At 63.8% G+C, this 20080-nt stretch carries 18 protein-coding genes and 1 tRNA gene; 9 read left to right on the top strand and 10 right to left on the bottom strand.

The features are described 5' to 3' along the window. Positions 1-58: 58 nt before the first annotated feature. Both recJ and L288_RS37200 read left to right on the top strand, forming a co-directional pair. Complete coding sequence (gene recJ / locus L288_RS37205; RefSeq protein ID WP_021239223.1) at positions 59-1825, top strand: single-stranded-DNA-specific exonuclease RecJ; 1767 nt, start codon at positions 59-61, stop codon at positions 1823-1825. A 100-nt stretch (positions 1826-1925) separates the two neighbouring features. Further along, positions 1926-2001, top strand: a tRNA-Glu gene (locus L288_RS37200). A 149-nt stretch (positions 2002-2150) separates the two neighbouring features. Here the strand turns inward: L288_RS37200 and L288_RS37195 are convergent. From L288_RS37195 to L288_RS37185, 3 genes are read right to left on the bottom strand one after another with little or no spacing between them, the layout of a single operon-like run. Beyond that, positions 2151-3599: a UbiA family prenyltransferase gene (locus L288_RS37195; protein WP_021239222.1), complete on the bottom strand. Its 1449-nt coding sequence runs from the start codon at positions 3597-3599 to the stop codon at positions 2151-2153. 55 nt (positions 3600-3654) lie between these two features. Next, on the bottom strand, positions 3655-4023 hold the full coding sequence (locus L288_RS37190) for a DMT family transporter (RefSeq protein WP_021239221.1): 369 nt from the start codon (positions 4021-4023) through the stop codon (positions 3655-3657). 49 nt (positions 4024-4072) lie between these two features. Then, positions 4073-5590 carry a hypothetical protein gene (locus tag L288_RS37185; protein ID WP_021239220.1) on the bottom strand — a complete coding sequence of 506 codons (1518 nt, stop codon included), beginning with the start codon at positions 5588-5590 and terminating at the stop codon, positions 4073-4075. A 247-nt stretch (positions 5591-5837) separates the two neighbouring features. On the opposite strand from L288_RS37185, the gene L288_RS37180 reads away from it, so the two are divergent. Continuing rightward, the gene (locus L288_RS37180; RefSeq protein WP_021239219.1) at positions 5838-7328 is read left to right on the top strand and encodes a lipopolysaccharide biosynthesis protein; all 1491 of its coding nucleotides are present in this window, start codon (positions 5838-5840) and stop codon (positions 7326-7328) included. A 6-nt stretch (positions 7329-7334) separates the two neighbouring features. On the opposite strand, the gene L288_RS37175 is transcribed toward L288_RS37180, so the two are convergent. Beyond that, complete coding sequence (locus L288_RS37175) at positions 7335-8318, bottom strand: hypothetical protein (protein WP_021239218.1); 984 nt, start codon at positions 8316-8318, stop codon at positions 7335-7337. A gap of 374 nt (positions 8319-8692) precedes the next feature. On the opposite strand from L288_RS37175, the gene L288_RS37170 reads away from it, so the two are divergent. Together L288_RS37170 and L288_RS37165 are read left to right on the top strand one after the other, a co-directional pair. Further along, positions 8693-9460 carry a histidine phosphatase family protein gene (locus tag L288_RS37170; RefSeq protein ID WP_021239217.1) on the top strand — a complete coding sequence of 256 codons (768 nt, stop codon included), beginning with the start codon at positions 8693-8695 and terminating at the stop codon, positions 9458-9460. After that, positions 9457-10350 (top strand): NAD(P)H-hydrate dehydratase, encoded by an 894-nt coding sequence (locus L288_RS37165; protein WP_021239216.1) that lies wholly within the window; start codon positions 9457-9459, stop codon positions 10348-10350. Before L288_RS37170 ends, L288_RS37165 begins: the two co-directional genes overlap by 4 nt. Here the strand turns inward: L288_RS37165 and L288_RS37160 are convergent. The 3 genes from L288_RS37160 to L288_RS37150 all read right to left on the bottom strand — a co-directional run bounded on the left by L288_RS37160 (position 10347) and on the right by L288_RS37150 (position 13556). Continuing rightward, positions 10347-11264: a DMT family transporter gene (locus L288_RS37160; protein WP_021239215.1), complete on the bottom strand. Its 918-nt coding sequence runs from the start codon at positions 11262-11264 to the stop codon at positions 10347-10349. The two genes, L288_RS37165 and L288_RS37160, sit on opposite strands and share 4 nt — an antisense overlap. Before the next feature lie 40 nt (positions 11265-11304). Beyond that, entirely contained in the window at positions 11305-12825 is a 1521-nt protein-coding gene (locus L288_RS37155; protein WP_021239214.1) for a fumarate hydratase, read from the bottom strand. 86 nt (positions 12826-12911) lie between these two features. Next, positions 12912-13556, bottom strand: a complete 645-nt coding sequence (locus tag L288_RS37150) for a glutathione S-transferase family protein (RefSeq protein WP_021239213.1) — start codon at positions 13554-13556, stop codon at positions 12912-12914. A 538-nt stretch (positions 13557-14094) separates the two neighbouring features. On the opposite strand from L288_RS37150, the gene L288_RS37145 reads away from it, so the two are divergent. Then, on the top strand, positions 14095-16032 hold the full coding sequence (locus tag L288_RS37145; protein WP_021239212.1) for a ribonucleoside-diphosphate reductase subunit alpha: 1938 nt from the start codon (positions 14095-14097) through the stop codon (positions 16030-16032). Between the two features lie 52 nt (positions 16033-16084). On the opposite strand, the gene L288_RS37140 is transcribed toward L288_RS37145, so the two are convergent. Further along, positions 16085-16339 (bottom strand): DUF2171 domain-containing protein, encoded by a 255-nt coding sequence (locus L288_RS37140; RefSeq protein WP_031304677.1) that lies wholly within the window; start codon positions 16337-16339, stop codon positions 16085-16087. 88 nt (positions 16340-16427) lie between these two features. On the opposite strand from L288_RS37140, the gene L288_RS37135 reads away from it, so the two are divergent. From L288_RS37135 to L288_RS37130, 3 genes are all read left to right on the top strand, one after another. Then, positions 16428-17483 (top strand): ribonucleotide-diphosphate reductase subunit beta, encoded by a 1056-nt coding sequence (locus L288_RS37135; RefSeq protein ID WP_021239210.1) that lies wholly within the window; start codon positions 16428-16430, stop codon positions 17481-17483. Positions 17484-17489: 6 nt separating this feature from the next. Continuing rightward, positions 17490-18350 carry a DUF6414 family protein gene (locus L288_RS43215; RefSeq protein WP_152522097.1) on the top strand — a complete coding sequence of 287 codons (861 nt, stop codon included), beginning with the start codon at positions 17490-17492 and terminating at the stop codon, positions 18348-18350. Positions 18351-18627: 277 nt separating this feature from the next. Then, positions 18628-19209 (top strand): glycine zipper 2TM domain-containing protein, encoded by a 582-nt coding sequence (locus L288_RS37130; RefSeq protein WP_021239209.1) that lies wholly within the window; start codon positions 18628-18630, stop codon positions 19207-19209. Here the strand turns inward: L288_RS37130 and L288_RS37125 are convergent. Then, on the bottom strand, positions 19206-19625 hold the full coding sequence (locus L288_RS37125; RefSeq protein WP_021239208.1) for a thermonuclease family protein: 420 nt from the start codon (positions 19623-19625) through the stop codon (positions 19206-19208). The genes L288_RS37130 and L288_RS37125 overlap by 4 nt on opposite strands. Before the next feature lie 74 nt (positions 19626-19699). Then, complete coding sequence (locus L288_RS37120) at positions 19700-20053, bottom strand: hypothetical protein (RefSeq protein WP_021239207.1); 354 nt, start codon at positions 20051-20053, stop codon at positions 19700-19702. Positions 20054-20080 lie beyond the last annotated feature (27 nt).

Raw genomic sequence — 20080 nt, 5'->3', positions numbered from 1 at the left:
CAAGGCTTTGGTTCCCATGACTCTGGCCATCCCCGCCGGGGCAGTCTAGGAATCGGGCATGAATGTCGCGCTGAACGTCTCCCGATCCTTCCTTGGTCAGCCCTGGCGATGGCGCGGGCAGGGCGCGGATGCGCGATCGCCCGGCTATCTGGCCGACGATCTGGTGACGCAGCTTCTGCTGGCGCGCGGCTGTCCCAGGGAAGCGGTGGACGCCCATCGCAATCCCACCATCCGCCACTTCATGCCCGACCCCAGCCTGTTCCGCGACATGGACGCGGCCGCTCACCGGCTGGCCGACGCCGTCCAGCGCGGGGAGCATGTGTGTATCTTCGGCGATTATGACGTGGACGGAGCCACCAGCGCCGCCCTGCTGATCCGCCTGCTGCGCGACCTGGGCCTGGCCGCGCGGCCCTATATCCCCGACCGGCTGATGGAAGGCTATGGCCCCTCGGGCGAAGCTTTGGTGCGGCTGGCGGGGGAAGGGGCGACGCTGATCGTCACCGTCGATTGCGGCGCCCAGGCGTTCGAGGCGCTGGCCATGGCCAGGCAGACCGGCGTCGATGTCGTCGTCGTGGATCATCATAAATGCGCCGCCGCCCTTCCCGAAGCGTTCGCGCTCGTCAACCCCAACCGGCTGGACGAGGTGGAGGAAGCCGCCGCTCACGGCCATCTCGCCGCCGTGGGCGTCGCTTTCCTGCTGGGCGCGGCGCTGGTGCGCGTGCTGCGGTCGCGCGGATGGTTCGCCGCCCGCGCCGAACCCGCGCTCATCGACCTGCTGGACATCGTGGCGCTGGGCACCGTAGCGGACGTGGCGCAATTGAAGGGGCTCAATCGCGCCTTCGTTGCCCAGGGGCTCAAGGTCATGGCGAAGCGGCGCAATGTCGGCCTGTCGGCGCTGATCGACGCCAGCCGCCTTAGCCGCGCGCCGCTGTGCCATGATCTGGGCTTCGCGCTGGGGCCGCGCATCAATGCGGGCGGGCGCGTGGGCAAGGCCGACCTCGGCGTGCGGCTGCTGACGACGGAAGATCCGCTGGAGGCGGCGCAGATCGCGGCAGAGCTTGACCAGTTCAACGAGGAGCGCCGCGCCATCGAAGCGCTCGTGCAGGAACAGGCCGAAGCGCTGCTCGCCGCGCAGGGCAACCGCGCGGTGGCGGTGATCGCCGGTCCAGGATGGCATCCCGGCGTCATCGGCATCGTCGCTGGCCGCATCAAGGAGAAAGCGGGCCGCCCCGCCATCGTCATCGCAATGGATGAAGCGGGCGTGGGAAAGGGGTCGGGACGCTCCATTTCCGGCGTCGATCTGGGCGCGGCGGTGCTGGCGGCCAAGGACAGCGGACTGCTGGCGGCGGGCGGCGGCCATGCCATGGCGGCGGGGCTGACGGTTGCGGCGGACAAGGTCGATGCGCTGGCGGATTTTCTCGACGAACGGCTGGCCGGGCCGGTGGCGCGCGCGCGGGACGATCGCGCGCTGCTGATCGACGCGGTGCTTGCCCCGGCCGGGGTCAACCCCGATTTCGTCGCCGCGATCGAGGCGGGCGGCCCCTACGGCGCGGGGTGGCCAGCGCCGCTGGTCGCCGCCGGGCCGATGCGCGTGATCAAGGCGGACGTGGTGGGCAACGGCCATTTGCGCGCCGTGATGGCGGGGGAGGACGGCCGATCGATCAAGACCATCGCCTTCCGCCAGGCCGAAAGCGATCTTGGCCAAGCGATATTGGGCGCGCCGCGCGACCGGCGGCTGTGGGTCGCGGGGCGGGCGAAGATCGATGATTGGGGTTCCCGCCCGGCGGCCGAACTGCATCTGGAGGACGCGGCCTGGGCGGATTGAACGATCCTGTCATTTTCCTTCGCCAAGGGGGTTGACCGCCGCAAACTCCCCCCCTAAAGCCGCCCTCGCTTCGCAGCGCCGCCCAAGCGGAACTGCATGTGGCCCCTTCGTCTAGCGGTCTAGGACGCGGCCCTTTCACGGCTGAAACACGGGTTCGATTCCCGTAGGGGTCACCACTTATGCCGGGATCGGCGAAGTTGTGCGGAAGACGCAGAAATCAACGCTTCATTCGCTGTCCGATGACAGGCGAGGCGCCGCATCTCTGCCCGTTACAAGGCCGGGGTAAAGCGCCTGTCCGCATTGTCTCGCGGCCCCTTGCACGCCATCAGGGCGCGGCGGCGTGGCCATAGAGCGCGGCGGCAAAGATGCAGGCCATCGAAGCCCCGACGAGGATGCTGCGCCGGTCCTTGACCGCGAAGGCGACAGGATCGCCCTCGACCTCGCCCCGCCGCGCCATCATCCAGATCCGGTTCAGCCAGTAGATGAGCGGCAGGCAAAGCAGCCACAGCAGTTCGGGAACGGCATAGTGGGCGGCCGTCTCAGGATCGTGGGCGAAGAGAGCGAGCACGAGGATTGCGACCATGCCGGCGGAAATCCCCGACATCATCACCACGTCCAGATCGCCGCCGACATAGCCGCGCCCGCTCAGCAGGCGGTTCGGATCGATGGCCTCGCGCATTTCGATATAGCGCTTGAGATAGGCGAGGCTGAGGAACAGGAACACCGAGAAGAGGAGCAGCCAGAAGCTGAGCGGCACGCCGATCGCAATGGCTCCGATCCAGATGCGGATCGTGTAGAGCGAGGCAAGGACGATGGCGTCGCCGACCATCACTGCCTTCAGGCGGAAGGAATAGGCAGTCGTGATCGCCATATAGACGAGCAGCCAGAAGGTCAGCTTCGTCCCGCCCAGGATCCAGCCCCCAATAAGGCCCGTGCCCGCCAGCGCGAGCGACAGGCCCAGCGCGGCGGGGATCGAGAGATCGCCGTGGGCGAGGGGCCGCTTCCATTTGGTCCGGTGCGCGCGATCGGAATCGATGTCGAGCATATCGTTCAGAAGGTAGATGGACGAGGCGATCAGCGACATGAGCAGCGCGGCAGCAATGGCCGTCAGCAGCGCGGCAGGCCTGGTGAACGCCCCCGATGTGAAGGCGGGGACGAGAACGAGCGCGTTCTTGGCCCATTGATGCGGCCGCATGGCCTTTACCAGCGCGCGCGCCAGGCCGGGGCGAGGGCCGCCGAGACGTTCCACCGCCGATCGCGGCGGGACATGGCCGACTGACCAGCCCTGCCGCGCCTCCCGCCACAGGCAGCAGTCGGCGCGGCTGTCGCCCACATAATCGAACGGCGCATCGGGACCGATGCGCGCGCGGATCGCAGCCAGCTTGGCGCTGCCCTTGAGATTGGCGCGGCCGCGCGTCGCGATGATCGGGCCGGATAGTTGCAGATGATCGGCGATGCAGCGGATATGGCGCCAGTGACTTGCGCTCGCCAGGATGACGGGGCGGCCATCGGCCTTCGCTTCCTCGATAAGGCCGAGCACTTCCTGACGATAAGGAAGCCGCGCGGCGTCGATCCGGTCGCGCCTTGCCGCCATCGTCTTGGCGGCGGCGCGGCCCGCTATCAGCCACAGAAGGACGGCCATCATTGCGGCGATGCCGGACCGCGCAATTCGCACGAAGCTTTCCAGCGAGATGTCCGCGCGTATCAGCGTTCCGTCCACATCCACGAACAGCGGGACCGCTTCGGTGGCGGCCATGGGGCGTTCATGCAGCATCGGGGCCGCTCCTTTGCGTGGCGGGACGGCGGTTCATGCGATCCCCTTCAACAGGTCAGGCCGAGCGCGCGACCAGCACGCAGCCAGCCGCGATCAGCAACGTGCCGCCGACCCGCGCCGCGCTCACGCCCTCGCCCAGGTACAGAGCCCCGGCGAGCATCGTCAGGATGAAGCCCATGCCGACGAAGGGATAAGCGAGCGACAGCGGGGCGCGGCCGAGAACGAAAAGCCAGAGCAGCGCGCCCACGCCATAGAGGCCAAGGCCGGCAAGGACCATGGGCGACTGGATGAGGCCGCCTACTTCGCCGCCGACGCCCGCCGTCCGCGCGCTTGCGGCGGCCGTGGTGCCCATCTTGAGCGCAAGCTGGGCGAGTGCGGACAGGCTGACACTTGTGAGAATCAGAAGGAAAAGGCGGAACGTCATGGATGTGTCCACTATCCGGCCCGGCTCAACATAAGGTAAATCCAGGCTGCTATGATCTGCCGGGCTGATGGGGTCGATGTTGTGTGGATCGGCCTATCAGCACATCATTTCCCTTCGCTTCCATGACCCGGTAGCCCGGCGGCAAGTCGATCCGGTCTGCCGCGACGCCCCATATCCAGATGGTCTGGAAATCGTCGTTCGCCATGTCCCGGACACGCTCCGCCAGTGCAGCCTGATCCACCTTGCCGGCGGGGCAGACGGCCTCGACATCCTCCGACAGGTCGAACCAGCGGGCACGATCCCCGGGATCGCGGATGGTCATCAGGTCGGAGCCGTCCACCTTGAACATGGTGTTGGTGAAGGCATCGCGGCGAGGAATGACGAGCCCCGGCAGCTTGCGGTCGGGATTGAGAACCCATGGTGTGCGGCAGTCGGAATGAACCGCGATGAAGCCCATGCGGCTGCCCCGCGGGACATCGTCCAGGATGCGCAAGCGCTGTTCCAGCACGGTCCCGGCACGATGCCAGCTTGCCGATATGCCAACTACCCGCACCGCGAACAGCAGGGCACCGGCGGCGAACAGGAGCCGCTCACGCCGGGGCTGCGCCGCTGGCGTGATGGAGAGCAGCACCAGTATGACGCCGACAGGGGCCAATCGGAAATCGGCGCCCCAGCTGCCCAGAACCTTGGTCGGCATGATGACCGACAGGAAGGAGATGCCGAGACCGGCGGCGAGCAGCCTGGCATCGGCGCGGCGGCCGCCTGCCCAGGCGAAGGCCAGCAGCGCGAGCACGCCGATCGCTCCGGTCATCGCCAGATCGGGATAGCGGGACCAGCCCTTGAGCACGGCGGCGAAGCTCATGAACTTGCCCCAGAGCAGATGCTGGTCGCTGTAGCTGAAGGCAGGGCCGCCGGACGCGCCGCGCCACATCAGCAGCGGAACGAGAGGCAGGGCCAGCGGCAGCAGGCGGCGCGCACTGGCGGCGATATCGCGAAGCCCCCGCACGCGCACAAGCTCGGCGCAGCCTGCCACCACCAGCAGCACGGCCCATCCGCCCAGATGAGCCGTCCATACGAGCAGCGCCGCGAGCGCGAACAGCAGTGCCCCGCGCACCGTTTCGGGCGGGCGGGCGAGATAGGCGGCGAACACCAGCAGGGCCAGGGCGACGCTCAGGCAATAGTTGACGAAGCCGTACATATAGGCCTGATGGAAAACCAGCGGCAGGGCCAGCATCGCGCTGGCGCTTATGCGGCCGTGGGCCACGCGCGACAGGAGCAGGATCGCGGCGGCCGTCAGTGGGGCGATGAACGACACGGCGGCACGCGTCGCCGTCTCCGCATCAAGCCACTGCATGAGCAGCATGACGGGAAGATCGACGCCCAGATTGCCGATCCAGCGCCACTGGACATCGAAATAGTGGTCGAGCATGCCTCCGCTGCCGTGATGGAACATGACATGGTGGCGCGCGATATGATTGGGCAGATCCGCAAGCCCCGGTATGGGGTTCAGAAGCACTGGCAGGAATGCCAGCGTGATCAGCAGGGCAAGGATCGCCCAAACGCGCATGCGCTCTGCCGGAACGGGAAATCGCCTGGACTGCATCGTTGATCCACGGGCTCATATGTTGCGAGGGTTGCGGGAACCATCGATCCTGATGGCGAAGGATTGATTTTCCTTTACCGTCCCGCCCAGGCGAGCTGCGCTGCCGCCGCTGCCTTAACCAAACCCTTAGCATTGGGCTTTAGCTAGTCTGCTTCGAGCTGTCCGCCGCGGCGCGGGATATCGCATCATCATGTTGAAAGCAGAAGGGCGCATGCAGGATTTAAGCGACGCGCGGATCGATGACAGCAATTTCGGCGGCCGCATCCGCAGCGCCGTTTTCTGGCGATCGGGCAGCCAGATCATCAGCCAGGTCGTTTCCTGGACCTGCACCCTGATCGTGGTGCGCCTGCTCGATCCGGCCGACTATGGCCTGTTCGCGATGACTCAGGTCGTCCTGAACTTCATGAGCTTCATGAACGGCTATGGCCTGGTGAGCGCGCTGGTTCAGGCGCCCTCGCTCGAAGCCAAGCAGGTGCGTCAGGCCTTTGGCCTGATGCTCGTGCTCAATTTGGGCCTTGCGCTGGCGCAGTTGACGCTCGCGGGCGTCGCGGCTGATTATTACGGTCAGCCGATGGTCGCGGACCTCCTGCGGGTGCAGGCCCTCATCTATCTCAGCACGCCCTTCATCTCCCTGCCCGAAGTGCTGATCGGCCGCAGCCTCGATTTCAGGCGCTCCGCCATCGTCAACATCGTCACCGCCCTGATCGCCGCATTGACCGCATTGACGGGCGCGTTGCTGGGCTGGGGCGTCTGGACATTGGTCATAGCGCCCCTGGTCGGCTTCTGGGCCAAGGCGGCCGGCAATGTGATCGTGACGCGCTTTTTCATATGGCCGAGCTTCGATTTTCGTGGAACCGGCCAGATGATCGCCTTCGGCATGGCGCTGCTGGGCTCTCAACTGCTCATCATGATCCAGAGCCAGTCCGATATATTGATCGGCGGGCGCTTTCTTGGAGCCCATGAACTGGGCCTGTATGCCGAGGCGTTGTTCCTGACGCAGATTTTCATGTCGCGCTTCATTCCTCCTCTCAACGAGGTAGCGTTTCCCGCCTATGCGCGCATGCAGTCGGACAAGGTGCTGCTTGGCCGGTCCTTCAGGCGGGCAGCCCGGCTGATCCTCCTGATCGCCTGTCCGCTCTATCTGGGCATGGCGGTCGTTGCCGCGCCTCTGGTCGAACTGCTGTTCGGATCGAAATGGCTGGGGATGGCGCCCCTGGTGTCGATCCTCGCCCTCTCCATGCCTTGCTACGCATTGCAGGTATTGTTCAGCCCGGCTCTCAACGCCATCGGATTGCCACGCCTTACCGCGACCATATCGGCGATCGGCGCACTATTGATGCCCGCGTCGTTTCTGATCGGCGTGCGGATGGGCGTCATGGGACTTGCCGTGGCCTGGGGGGCGGGGATTCTGCTTCTGACACTGGCGACCATTCGGATTGCGGCGCCAGCCATAGGCCTGCGCCCGGCGAGTTTCGCGGGCGTGATCCTCCCTTCGCTGTGCGCTTCCCTGCCGATGGCGCTGGCGGTGCATGTCCTGGGTCTCATGCTTCCACCCTTGCCGGTTGCGGCCAGGCTGGGGCTGCTCGTCTCGGCAGGCGTGATTATTTATGGAGTGTCGCTGTTCATCTGCGCGCGCGAAACATTGGACGAACTGCTCGCAATGCTGCGAGGCAGGCCTCTCCCGCTCAAAACCGCCGGTTGAGCCGGATCAAATGGGCGAAATGTCTCCGGCCGCCTGACCTGTTGGCAGGGGACGCCTGCCGGTCCGGTCCAGTGACCGGATCGCCGCCAGCGACCGCTGCAAATAGGTGAATTTGTGCCAGCGATAGGTGCCGATGAAGTGCAGAAATCGCACGTCTTCGGCGATGGGTTCTCCCCAATAGTTGACATAGAGGCCGGATGGCAGCGCCACGGCATTGGCATCATTGGCGACCACGAAGTTGGACGTGACCTGTTCGGTGCCCCATTCGCGCCATCGCGCCTGACCCAGCATGGCGCTCATCGCCCGCGAAAAGGCGGTTGCCAGCGCGCGGTTCTGCCCACGGGCGAAACCGGCGAAACCTGAGCAGCCCCGCACGTAGCGCGGGCGTTCCAGGCCCGGAATTTCCAGCCGGGTCAGGAGGGATTCGGTCGCACCCTGAATATGGCCCGTCCGGTCCTCCTCAGAGGGCGATCCTCCGGGGAAAAACCGCCGCTCAAATTCCCCGGCATCCAGGATGCTATCGACCCGCGTTTCAGCGCCGAGCAGGGTGAAGCTTGCGTTGGCGGCGATAGCTGCCTCGACATGGGGAATGGGGCCTGTGGTGACGGTGTCTGAATCGAGCTGGATGATGTAGTTGCCGGCCGCCATGTCCAGAATGGTCAGCAAACGCTCCCAGGTCCCGCCGCGCGGGCAGGGGCCGACATCGACATCCTTGATCGACAGGATGACCGGATCATCCAGATGGCGGCGCAGAAGCGAGCGATCGCGCCCGGTCAGGGTGCCGTCATCCAGGATGACGAAACGCCCCCGCCTGAGATGATGATGCAGCGATTTCGCGGCCACCATATAGGGGATCATGACCCCGGTGCCGATCATCGAGAATATGATGACGCCATCGTCGCTGGAGCATATGGGCCGAGTGCTGAATATCGCTTCGCACAGATGGTTGTAGGTCGCGCGCTTCAGGCGCCATGCAATCTCCGGCCACATCCCCGCAACGTCTCCATATCATGAGATGACGGCGTGAACTCAGCCATTCAGGCGCGGGTCCCCATACATCTCGCCTGTTCGGCAGCCGCTGGATTCAGCCCAATGACCCGATTCCACGGACAATATGCTTTTCGCCCATCCCCAAATGACGATCGGCTCGTGGAAGCATTGTCGAGCAAGCCGGAAAAGGGCTGAAATGGTTGCATGCCTCTAAGAAGACCGCTTATCCGGCAAAGGTAAAATGATCGCTAACTTTTGAATTCGGGGATGGCGCCCAGCCTCCGCTTCCCGGCCTGTTTCGCGCGATTGCAGGGATCAAAGCCGCCGAGGGACCGTTTTCCTGCCAGAAACCGGCAAAAAAGGCGATCTTTCCTGTGCAATCCCTCCATTGGCCAAGCCAGCTTATCATCGTCCGTCATGGCCAGAGCGCCGGGAATGTGGCCCGCGACGCAGCGACGGAGGCGCAGGCGGACCGGATCGCGCTGTCGGTGCGCGATGCCGACGTGCCCTTGAGCGGGCTTGGCCGGGACCAGGCGCGCGCGCTTGGCCACTGGTTCGCGAGCGGGGCGGAGGATGAGAGGCCGCAAGTGCTGCTCTCCTCCCCCTATCTGCGCGCCTTCCAGACCGCGCAACTGTTCCGCGAGGCAGGGGGCGCGCCTGCGGACGAGCCGATCTGCTTCGACGAAAGGCTGCGGGAAAAGGAATTCGGCATCCTCGACGGGCTGACGACCAGCGGCATCCACAGGCTGGAGCCCGCGCAGGCGGAATTCCGGCGGATGCTGGGCAAATTCTATCATCGCTCCCCCGGCGGAGAAAGCTGGTGCGACGTCATCCTGCGCCTGCGGTCGGTGATGGACACGATATCGCTGCACTATGCGGGGCAGCGGGTGATGATCTTCACGCATCAGGTCGTGGTGCTGTGCATGCGCTACATCATCGAAGGGCTGGACGAAGCGGGCATATTGGAGATCGACCGGGCGGGCGATGTCGCGAACTGCGCGATCACCGACTATCGCTACGACCCCGCGCATGGCCGCAACGGCGGTCTTGTCTTGCAGCGCTATAATGTCACCGCGCCGCTGGAAGAGGAGGCGACGCCCGTCACCCGCGAGCCGGACGCGATCGCAGGGGCGCGGGGATGACGCCGCTCCCGCCCCTGGACGCGCAATGGCTGCGCTCCCATCCCTTGCCCGAACCGGACGGCGCATCCGACAAGAACAGCCGCGGCCGCGTGCTGGTGGCGGGCGGGGCGGAGTTCGTGCCGGGCGCGCTGCGCCTGACGGGCGAGGCCGCCCTGCGCGCGGGCGCGGGAAAGCTGAAGATGGCGACCGTCCGCTCCGCCGCCATGTCGCTGGGCGTGCTGGTGCCCGAAGCGGCGATGATCGCGCTGCCTGCGCAGGAAGATGGCGAGATCGCGGCGGAAGGCGCGGACATCCTTGCCACGCATCTTTCGCGCTGCGACACGCTGATCCTGGGGCCGGGGATGAGCGCCAGCGCCCAGACCGACGATCTGGTGGCGCGCATCCTGTCGGCGATGGAGCCGCCGTTGACGCTCGTGCTCGACGCCGCCGCCCTGACCTCCGCCCGCCACTTGCAATCGGCGATCGCGCGGCAGGGCGGGCGGGTGATCATGACGCCCCATCATGGCGAGATGGCGGTCCTGACCGGCCGGGATGAAGCGGCCATCGCCGCCGATCCCGCCGCAATCGCCCGTGAGGTGGCCCGCCAGTTCAACGCGATCGTCCTTTTGAAGGCGAACCAGAGCATCGTCGCCGGGCCGGGCGGCGAGTGCCTGCTGCATGAAGGCGGCTGCGTCGGGCTGGCGACGGGCGGTTCGGGCGACGTGCTTGCGGGCATCGTTGGCGGCCTTGCCGCGCGCGGGGCTGACCCTTTCACCGCCGCCGCCTGGGGCTGCTGGGTCCATGGTCATGCCGGGCGGCAGCTCGCCTCGCGCATCGGCCAGATCGGCTTTCTGGCGCGGGAGATATTGCCGCTCATTCCCCCGGCGCTGGGGGAAGCCGCGCGCGGCTAGAGAGCGCTCGCAAGCGCCATGATGACGCCGCCGCCGACCAGCAGCAGGCCCATGATCTCGCTGCGCGCGATTCGCTCGCCCAGATAAAAATGGCCAAAGCCAAGGGTGAAGGCGACCTCGATCTGCCCGACCACCCGCACTAGCGCGACGGGCGCGGTGGCAAAGCCGGTGAACCAGCAGGCCGACCCAAGGGCGGACAGCAGGCCGACTTGCCCCGATATGCGCCAGGTGCTGAACACGCGCGCTATCTCCCCCCGCTCGCGCAGCAGCAGATAGCCGCCCTGCATGACGATCTGGAGCGCGAGCGTCGCGACCAGCACGATCAGCGCGGCGAGGATGGCGTCGTCGCTCCCCACCTCCTGCGTGGCGCGGCGGATGCCGATGGCGGTCAGCGCGAAGAAGAAGCCCGACGCGATGCCGGTCAGCGCGGCGGGCTGGCCAAGCGCTTTCAGGAAATCGGCCGGACCCATGCGCTTGCCGCCGGTCGACAGCAGCATCACCCCGGCGACCCCGCACCCGATGCCCGCCCAGGCGAGCGGGCTCAGCCGCTCCCCCATCAACAGGAAGGACAGGAGTGCGCCCTGCACCGCTTCCGTCTTGGAATAAGCGGTGCCGACGACGAAATTCCGGTGGGCGAACGCCATGATCAACAGGTTGGTCGCGATGATCTGCGCCAGCCCGCCGCCCAGGCAAAAGAGCAGGAACATCGGATCGGGCCGGGGAAAGGGCCCGGCAAAGAGCAGCCGGTAGCCGCCCAGCAGGATGATCGCGAAGGGCAGGCCGTAAAGATAGCGGACCAGTCCGGCGGCATTGAGCGACAAGCTGTGGCTGACCCGCCGCTGGATCGCGGTGCGCCACGCCTGCGTCACGCCTCCGACGAGGGCGGCGGGAAGCCAGATGGGCGAGGTGATCACAGCTGGTCCTCCCCATCGCCAGATGGGGATGATTTTAGCATCATGCCTTTTCGAGAAGGCCTTCCTTCCTGATCTTTTCCTGCCAGACCAGCGGGGCGAGGCGGTGGACGTTCTGGCCTTCGCTATCGACGGCGACGGTGACGGGCATGTCCTGCACCTCGAACTCATAGATGGCTTCCATGCCAAGGTCTTCGAAGCCGACGACCTTCGCGCCCTTGATCGCGCGGGCGACGAGATAGGCCGCGCCGCCCACCGCCATCAGATAGGCGCTCTTGTGCCTGGCGATGCTGTCGGTCGCGGCCGGGCCGCGTTCCGCCTTGCCGACGCAGGCGGCGAGGCCCTGTTCCAGCATCATGTCCATGAACTTGTCCATGCGCGTCGCGGTGGTGGGGCCAGCGGGGCCGACCACTTCGTCGCGCACCGGATCGACCGGGCCGACATAATAGATGACGCGGCCCTTGAAATCGACCGGCAGGGGCTCGCCCTTGGCCAGCATGTCCTGGATACGCTTGTGCGCGGCGTCGCGGCCGGTCAGCATCTTGCCGTTCAGCAGCAGGCGGTCGCCATGCTTCCAGCTCTGCACGATATCGGGCGTCAGAGTGTCGAGATCGACGCGGATCGCTTCCTTGCTGGGCTTCCAATCGACCTGCGGCCATTCGGACAGCTTGGGCGCTTCCAGATAGGCCGGGCCGGAACCGTCGAGGGTGAAATGCGCGTGGCGGGTCGCAGCGCAGTTCGGGATCATCGCGACCGGCTTGCCCGCCGCATGGCAGGGATAGTCGTGGATCTTGACGTCGAGCACGGTGGCAAGGCCACCCAGGCCCTGCGCGCCGATGCCGAGCGCGTTCACCTTGTCATACAGTTCGATGCGCAGTTCCTCGATCTTGTTCTGCGGCCCGCGCGCCTTCAACTCGCCCATGTCGATCGGGTCCATCAGGCTTTCCTTGGCCAGCGCCACCGCCTTTTCCGCCGTGCCGCCGATGCCGATGCCCAGCATGCCGGGCGGGCACCAGCCAGCGCCCATCTGCGGCACCATCTCCAGCACCCAGTCGACGATCGAATCGCTGGGGTTCATCATCTTGAACTTGGTCTTGTTTTCGGAACCGCCGCCCTTGGCCGCGACATCCACCGTCACCTTGTTGCCCGGCACCATTTCGACATTCAGCACGCAGGGCGTGTTGTCCTTCGTATTCTGGCGCGAAAAGGCGGGGTCCTTCAGGATCGAGGCGCGCAGGCGGTTTTCCGGGTTCAGATAGGCGCGGCGCACGCCTTCATCGACGACCTCCTGCATGGAGCGGCTGTTGTCGTCCAGGCGGCAATCCATGCCCCATTTGATGAAGACGTTGACGATGCCGGTGTCCTGGCAGATCGGGCGGTGCCCTTCGGCGCACATGCGGCTGTTGGTCAGGATCTGGGCGATGGCGTCCTTGGCCGCCGGATTGGCTTCCGCCTCATAGGCTTTGCCCAGCGCGCGGATATAATCCATCGGATGATAATAGCTGATGAACTGGAGCGCGTCGGCGACGCTCTCGATCAGGTCGGCGGTCTTGATGACGGTCATCTACCCTAATCCCTATCTTGCGCCCGCCCTGCACGGCGGGTCCTCGCCCGCGCGGCTAATAGGGATTTGGCCCCGAGTCCAGCGAGCTATCCGCCGGCATAGGGGAACATAGGCCACCAGGGCTGCTTTTCCTCCAGCACCCGTGCAAAGCTCGCCCGCGCCTCCAGCCGGTCGAGATAGGCGGCCAGCGCCGGAAAGCCGCCGCGCATCGGCTCCACCTTGTCCGCGTAAAAAAGGGCCGGGGCGGCGGCGCAGTCCGCCAGCGTGAAATCATCCCCCGCCGCCCATCGCCGCGCGCCGATCCGCTCCTCCAGCATGGCATAGGCCTTGCCCAGCAGGATGCGCGCCTCGCCCACGCCCTGCACGTCGCGCGCGTCCTCCGCCCGCAGCCGGTCGGCGACGATCTTCTGCATCGGCGTCATCACATAATTGTCGAACAGCCGGTCCATCAGCCGCACCTCCAGCGCCTCCGCCGGATCCTCAGGAAGCGGGCGGAATGGGCCGGGGCATTGCTGCCCCAGATATTCGATGATGATGCTCGCTTCGGCCACCGTCTGCCCGCGCGCCTCGGCGCGCAGCACCGGGAATTTGCCGATGGGCCAGAGCGCCAGCCACGCCTCCGCCACGCCCGGCTCCTCCATCATCCTGCGCTCGAAAGGCGTCTCATTTTCGTAAAGGGCGATCAGCACCTTCCAGCAATAGGAGGAGAGGGGGTGATAATAGAGAATCATGGGGCTCTGCCTCTCTTTCGCGCGCCGTGCGTGGCGGATTGGCGCTTCTTACCATGCTTTGCGGGCTACGGCTCATCCACAGTTGATCCACATCAGATTGTGGATAAGCCGGTGGATAACCACCATCCTTAGCGGAAAGGGACAAGCCTGTTGACCTGATCGCGCTGATTTGGCGGACAAGCGGAAATTATTTTCGTTCTCAATTTGTTTCCCTTGCCTTTTGCAGGAGCGCCGGAAGTCCGCGCGTCGCTGCGATGCAGGAGCGCGCCCTGTCACGCAAATGCCATCCAATCCGCCGCGCAGAGTCCTCGTACCGTCATTTACCCTCTTGCAAGCAAAAGAAGCTGTGGCACTATCCCTTGTATCAGGTTAACGGGGGTTACCCAACAGATTGTGATTGCACGGCCGGACCATTTTCCGGGCGAGGGACGTTTCGTCCCATTCGATCCGCTGCTGGCGAGCCCCGCTGCCGGTCCGGCAAGCCTTCCAATCAGAGGCTTGACCGAATCGAACGGAACAGGAACATTCGGGGGCTCGGATGGATTTTCGTGACAGCGAACAAACAGGTGCAGACGACGTGGCGACGGTAATCGACGAAGTGGTGGAAACGGTGGCGGAAAAGAAGAAGGCTGCGCCAGCCAAGGCGCCCCCCGCGCCTTCCTCTTCGTCCATTCAGGCGCGCCGGTTCGACGTGGTCACCGACGACAGCCGCGACGCGCTGCTGACCGAATTCGGCAAGGACACGCTGAAGGACCGCTATCTGCTGCCCGGCGAATCCTATCAGGATCTGTTCGCCCGCGTCGCGGCCGCTTATGCCGATGATCAGGCCCATGCCCAGCGCGTTTATGACTATATCTCGCGCCTGTGGTTCATGCCCGCGACGCCGGTGCTGTCCAACGGCGGCACCGGGCGCGGCCTGCCCATCAGCTGCTATCTCAACAGCGTCGACGACAGCCTGGAAGGCATCGTCAACACCTGGAACGAAAATGTGTGGCTCGCCTCGCGCGGCGGCGGCATCGGCACCTATTGGGGCAGCGTGCGCGGCATTGGGGAGCCGGTGGGCCTCAACGGCAAGACCAGCGGCATCATCCCCTTCGTCCGGGTGATGGACAGCCTGACTCTGGCGATCAGCCAGGGCTCGCTGCGCCGTGGTTCGGCGGCCTGCTATCTCGACATCTCCCACCCGGAGATCGAGGAGTTCCTGGAGATCCGCAAGCCTTCGGGCGACTTTAACCGCAAGGCGCTCAACCTCCACCATGGCGTGCTGCTGACCGACGAGTTCATGGAAGCGGTGCGCAACGGCAGCGAGTTCCAGCTGAAATCGCCCAAGGACGGTTCCGTGCGCGGCACCGTGGACGCGCGCAGCCTGTTCCAGAAGCTGGTGGAAACCCGGCTGGCGACGGGCGAGCCCTATATCGTCTTTTCCGACACCGTGAACAACATGATGCCCAAGCATCATCGTGAACTGGGGCTCAAGGTTTCCACCTCGAACCTCTGTTCGGAAATTACCTTGCCGACGGGTCGCGACCATCTCGGCAACGACCGGACGGCGGTCTGCTGCCTTTCGTCCCTGAACCTGGAAACTTGGGACGAATGGAACAGGGACCCCGTCTTTGTCGAGGATGTCATGCGCTTCCTCGACAATGTGCTCCAGGATTATATCGACCGCGCGCCGGACGAAATGGCGCGGGCGAAATATTCGGCGGCGCGTGAACGGTCGGTGGGCCTTGGCGTCATGGGCTTCCACTCCTTCCTCCAGGCGCGGGGTCTTCCCTTCGAAGGGGCGATGGCCAAGAGCTGGAACCTGCGCATCTTCAAGCATATCAACGAGAAGGTGAACGAAGCCTCGATGCAGCTTGCGGTCGAGCGCGGTCCCTGCCCGGACGCCGCCGACATGGGCGTGATGGAGCGCTTTTCCTGCAAGATGGCGATCGCGCCCACCGCGTCGATCAGCATCATCTGCGGCGGCACTAGCGCCTGCATCGAGCCGATCCCGGCGAACATCTACACCCACAAGACTCTGTCCGGCAGCTTCGTGGTGAAGAACCCCTATCTGGAAAAGATCCTGCGCGAAAAGTCGAAGGATTCGACCAACGTCTGGAACACGATTCTGGAGCGCGGCGGGTCCGTCCAGCATCTCGACTTCCTGAGCCAGGAGGAGAAGGACACGTTCAAGACCAGCTTCGAAATCGACCAGCGCTGGCTGCTCGAACTCGCGGCCGACCGCACGCCCTTCATCGATCAGGCGCAGTCGCTGAACCTGTTCATCCCGGCGGACGTGGAAAAGTGGGACCTGATGATGCTCCACTTCCGCGCCTGGGAACTGGGCATCAAGTCGCTCTACTATCTGCGGTCGAAATCAGTGCAGCGCGCCGGTTTCGCAGGCGGGGTGGAGGCCGACAACACCATCGACGCACCGAAATTCGAGCTGGGCGGGGGAAGCACGGACTATGACGAGTGCCTTGCGTGCCAATGAGCTAATGGGGGGGATGGGCGCGGCGGCGGCAACGCCGTCCGCGCCCACACAATCACCGCTCGTCCTTTTCCTCTTCAAAGAGGACGGCGTTGGCCCCAGTCGCAGACAGCCTTACGGTGCCGTCCTCATCAACCCCGGCGATCAATCCCTTGCTGATATAATGATGATGCCCGGCGTGACTACCCTGGCCGCTGTCCGCCTTGATCAGCTTGATACGATCGCCCTCGACATGATCGACAGTGCCGACATGGACGCCATCAGCGCCGATAATATCGGCATGTTCCTTGATGCTGCTCAGATCAACCATCATATTGCTCCTGTGCCGGGAATGACGGGACCTCAACGTTCCGCGCCCGCGCAGGTTGCGCTTATCCATTAATTCGGAGCCGACCCCCATGCCCCTTCTTCAAGCCAGCAAGGTCTACAAGCCTTTCGAATATCCCTGGGCCTATGAATATTGGAAGCGCCAGCAGCAGCTCCACTGGCTGCCCGAAGAAGTGCCGCTGGGGGAGGATTGCCGCGACTGGGCGCAGAAGCTGTCGGATCATGAGCGCAACCTGCTGACCCAGATCTTCCGCTTCTTCACCCAGGCGGACGTGGAAGTGCAGGATTGCTACCACGAAAAATATGGCCGCGTGTTCAAGCCGACCGAAATCAAGATGATGCTGACCGCGTTCAGCAACATGGAAACGGTGCATATCGCCGCTTACAGCCATCTGCTCGACACGATCGGCATGCCCGAAACCGAATATTCGGCCTTCCTCCAATATAAGGAGATGAAGGACAAGCATGACTATCTGGCGCAGTTCGGCGTCGACACGGACGAGGATATCGCCAAGACGCTCGCCATGTTCGGCGGCTTCACCGAAGGGCTGCAACTCTTCGCTTCCTTCGCCATGCTGATGAACTTCCCGCGCTTCAACAAGATGAAGGGCATGGGCCAGATCGTCACCTGGTCAGTGCGCGACGAGACGCTGCATTGCGAAGGCATCATCAAGCTGTTCCACGCCTTCGTGAAGGAACGCGACTGCCTGACCGCATCGGTCAAGGACGACATCATGGATATGTGCCAGAAGACGGTACGGATCGAGGATGCGTTCATCGACCTCGTCTTCGAAATGGGCCCTGTTCCCGGCATGACGCCAAAGGACATCAAGAAATATGTCCGCTACATCGCCGACTGGCGGCTGGGACAGCTCGGCTTGAAGCCCATCTACATGATCGACGAGCATCCCCTGCCGTGGCTGACCCCGCTGCTGAACGGCGTCGAACACGCCAACTTCTTCGAAACCCGCGCCACCGAATATTCCAAGGGCGCGACGCGCGGCCAGTGGAACGAGGTCTGGGACGCGTTCGACCGCCGCAAGAAGCTCAAGTCCGGCGACGCGGCCAACGCGGATGAGGCGAACGACCCGGATATGTTCAAGGCTGCGGGGATCGCGGCGGAGTGAAATCTGGTGTTCGGATCGAAAGTGTATGACTTTCTTTATGCTGATCATGAGAAAGTCGCTTCTATATTGTCGCAGCTTGAAGACGATGGTGCTCTGAAGGAAACCGCTATCCGAGCACAAAAGGGCAAAGATCAAAGGGTCGGGTTTTCAGCAAAAATTAGCGGGCTGGGAGGAGAAATTGGTAATAATCGAGGTCTGCAATATGAAGTTCGCCAAACCTACGATCCATTATGGCGAAATTCGCGAAAGTTAATTGAACATATTGGGGAATCTCAACAGGATCCCGAATTTTCTGTTGGTAGTATGTGCATTATGGAGGGCGATCTTATTGCCTTTGACCAGTCAGTTTTCTCAAAACTGATGGCGGCAGAATCAATGCGTGACTTTATAGCGTCAGGTATAACGGCTGGTGCGGATGATAAGAGGTCTGCTCAAAAGCAGGTACAAGAAAAAAGAAAAGAAGCTGAAATCATCCAGAAATATATTGCCACTCTTGGGCTAAGCATTCAATTCGTATTTTGTGCATTTCAGTCTGGGTTTTGGTTCAACATTAATAGGGATTATCTTTATCTTCATGAGACAGATATCCCTCTCAAATATCCAATCACGATTAGTGGCAAATGGCGCGTTCTTGGGATAGTTGATGCTCTACCCGGCGATCAATTCTCTTTGGATCATCTCGATGAGGCGGGGGCTAGCCCACATATTCCTGGAATGATCACCCACTTAGCTCAACTTATTGGCGTAACAGCAGTTTCGTTCGGCAGGCCTTTGGCGTCCTATGGCTTGAAGCCCTTAGCGATTTTTCGTGAAGTTGGCCTCCCGGCGGCTAGAACTTCCAAACCGGATCAGGCGATCAGTAACTGACTAGTAGAACATCATCTTCTTCATAGCAGGTCATCGCCGCCAAAATCCAATTTTCTATCCTATTCCGTCCCCAACCTGCCACAGCTTGATTGGCTCTTTGCCTCTGTCGGAAATAGGAAAAAGCGGACCTGCGTTTTACATCAATTCGCTACTTCGCAAATCTCACGCGAACCCAATTTACCGCCTGTCTACCCGCTGAACGGAAGGTTTTGTTCCGTTCATGCAACGGCCGCTTCCATCATGAGTTTAGCTCTACAGCCTTGATAAGGAGCAACTCATGAAATTCTCGATGAAGCGGACCATTGCCGCTCTGTCGCTTGGCGCGATGACGCTGACCGGCATCGCCGCTACCCCAGCCTTCGCGCAGCGCCCCGCATGGGGAGAGGGATCGGCGCGGGAGCAGCGCCGGGATGACCGCGAATATCGCCGCGATGTTCGAGACGCCCGGCGCGAATATCGCAAGGATGTCCGCGAGGCGCGCCGCGATTGGCGCGACGATCGCCGGGAGGATCGCCGCGACAATCGCTTGAGGCGCCCAGGCCGGACCGTCTACAACTATGACTGGAACCGCCCGGATCGCCGCTATGGCACACGCTACCGGCCGGACCGCTATTATCGCAGCGGCTATGAACCGATCCGCGTGACCCGCAACACCCGCATCTATCGCGGCTATGACGATCGCTATTATTGCCGCCGCTCGGACGGCACCACCGGCCTGATCGTGGGCGCGGCGCTGGGCGGGCTGCTCGGCAACCAGCTTGATCGCGGCGGGTCGAGCCTGCTGACGACGCTGATCGGCGGCGGCGCGGGCGCTCTGCTCGGCCGCGAGATCGATCGTGGCGGAGTGAGTTGCCGTTAACTACGGCACCAGGGCTGGCGTGATCCCTGCCAGGGGCGCGCCAGCCCTTCCGCAACCAGCATCGCCCCGATCGACCGGCCGCCCCGGCTGACCAGACGCGAAGAGCGGCCATAGCGATCCTTGTCCCGCTCGACCGATTGCAGAGAAAAGCCGCCAGCGTTCAGCAGCGCCAGCAGGCGGAGGGTGGCGCGCTGTCCCCGCTGATATTCCGCCGGGCAGCGCGGCCGATGCGTTTCGGGCGTATCGATATCGGCGATGCGGATTTTTTCCCCGCCCAGCCGGAACGTGTCGCCATCCACGACGCAATCCGTCCCGCCTCCGGTCTGGCACAGGCCGAAACGCTCGGCGGAAGCGGGCTGAGCAATGAAGATGGCGAATGCGGCAAGGGCGGCGAGGGCGAAGGGGCGGCAGGACATCGCATGAGCATAGGCCGCGCCCTGTCTTGCGCCCGTTCAAGCTGATCCGCATTCCCTCCGTTCCGGCGGGAAGGTCAGCTCTCCTCCCGCGTTCCCTGGCCCAGCATGTCGTCTTCATCGTCCATATTCTCGGTATCTACTTGCCCCAGTGCACTTTCCTCATCGTCCATCTGCGGCTCACCGGCGAAGGCGTCCATGTCGATCCGCCCGGAACGGTTCATTTCTTCCATCCGCTCCACCAGGTCGGGCGTGTCGTCGGGGATGATCTGTGCGGGGTTGGGGCGGCCGCCGCGCTCGCTGTCTTCGGACAGGTCGGTGCTGCGGACACGCGCGTCGTCCGCGACGTCCTGCGCCTGCGATCCGCTGTCGCGCTGCTCGTCATTCTCCTCGACGGTGTCGGGGAAGCGGTCCTTGTCGGCTTGGTCCATGGCATGTCTCCTTGCCGCTTCAACGGA

The sequence above is a fragment of the Sphingobium quisquiliarum P25 genome, assembly GCF_000445065.1.
In the GTDB taxonomy this organism is placed as follows: domain Bacteria; phylum Pseudomonadota; class Alphaproteobacteria; order Sphingomonadales; family Sphingomonadaceae; genus Sphingobium; species Sphingobium quisquiliarum.
Note: the sequence above shows the minus strand (reverse complement) of the source record. Positions and strands in the feature narration are given on the sequence as shown.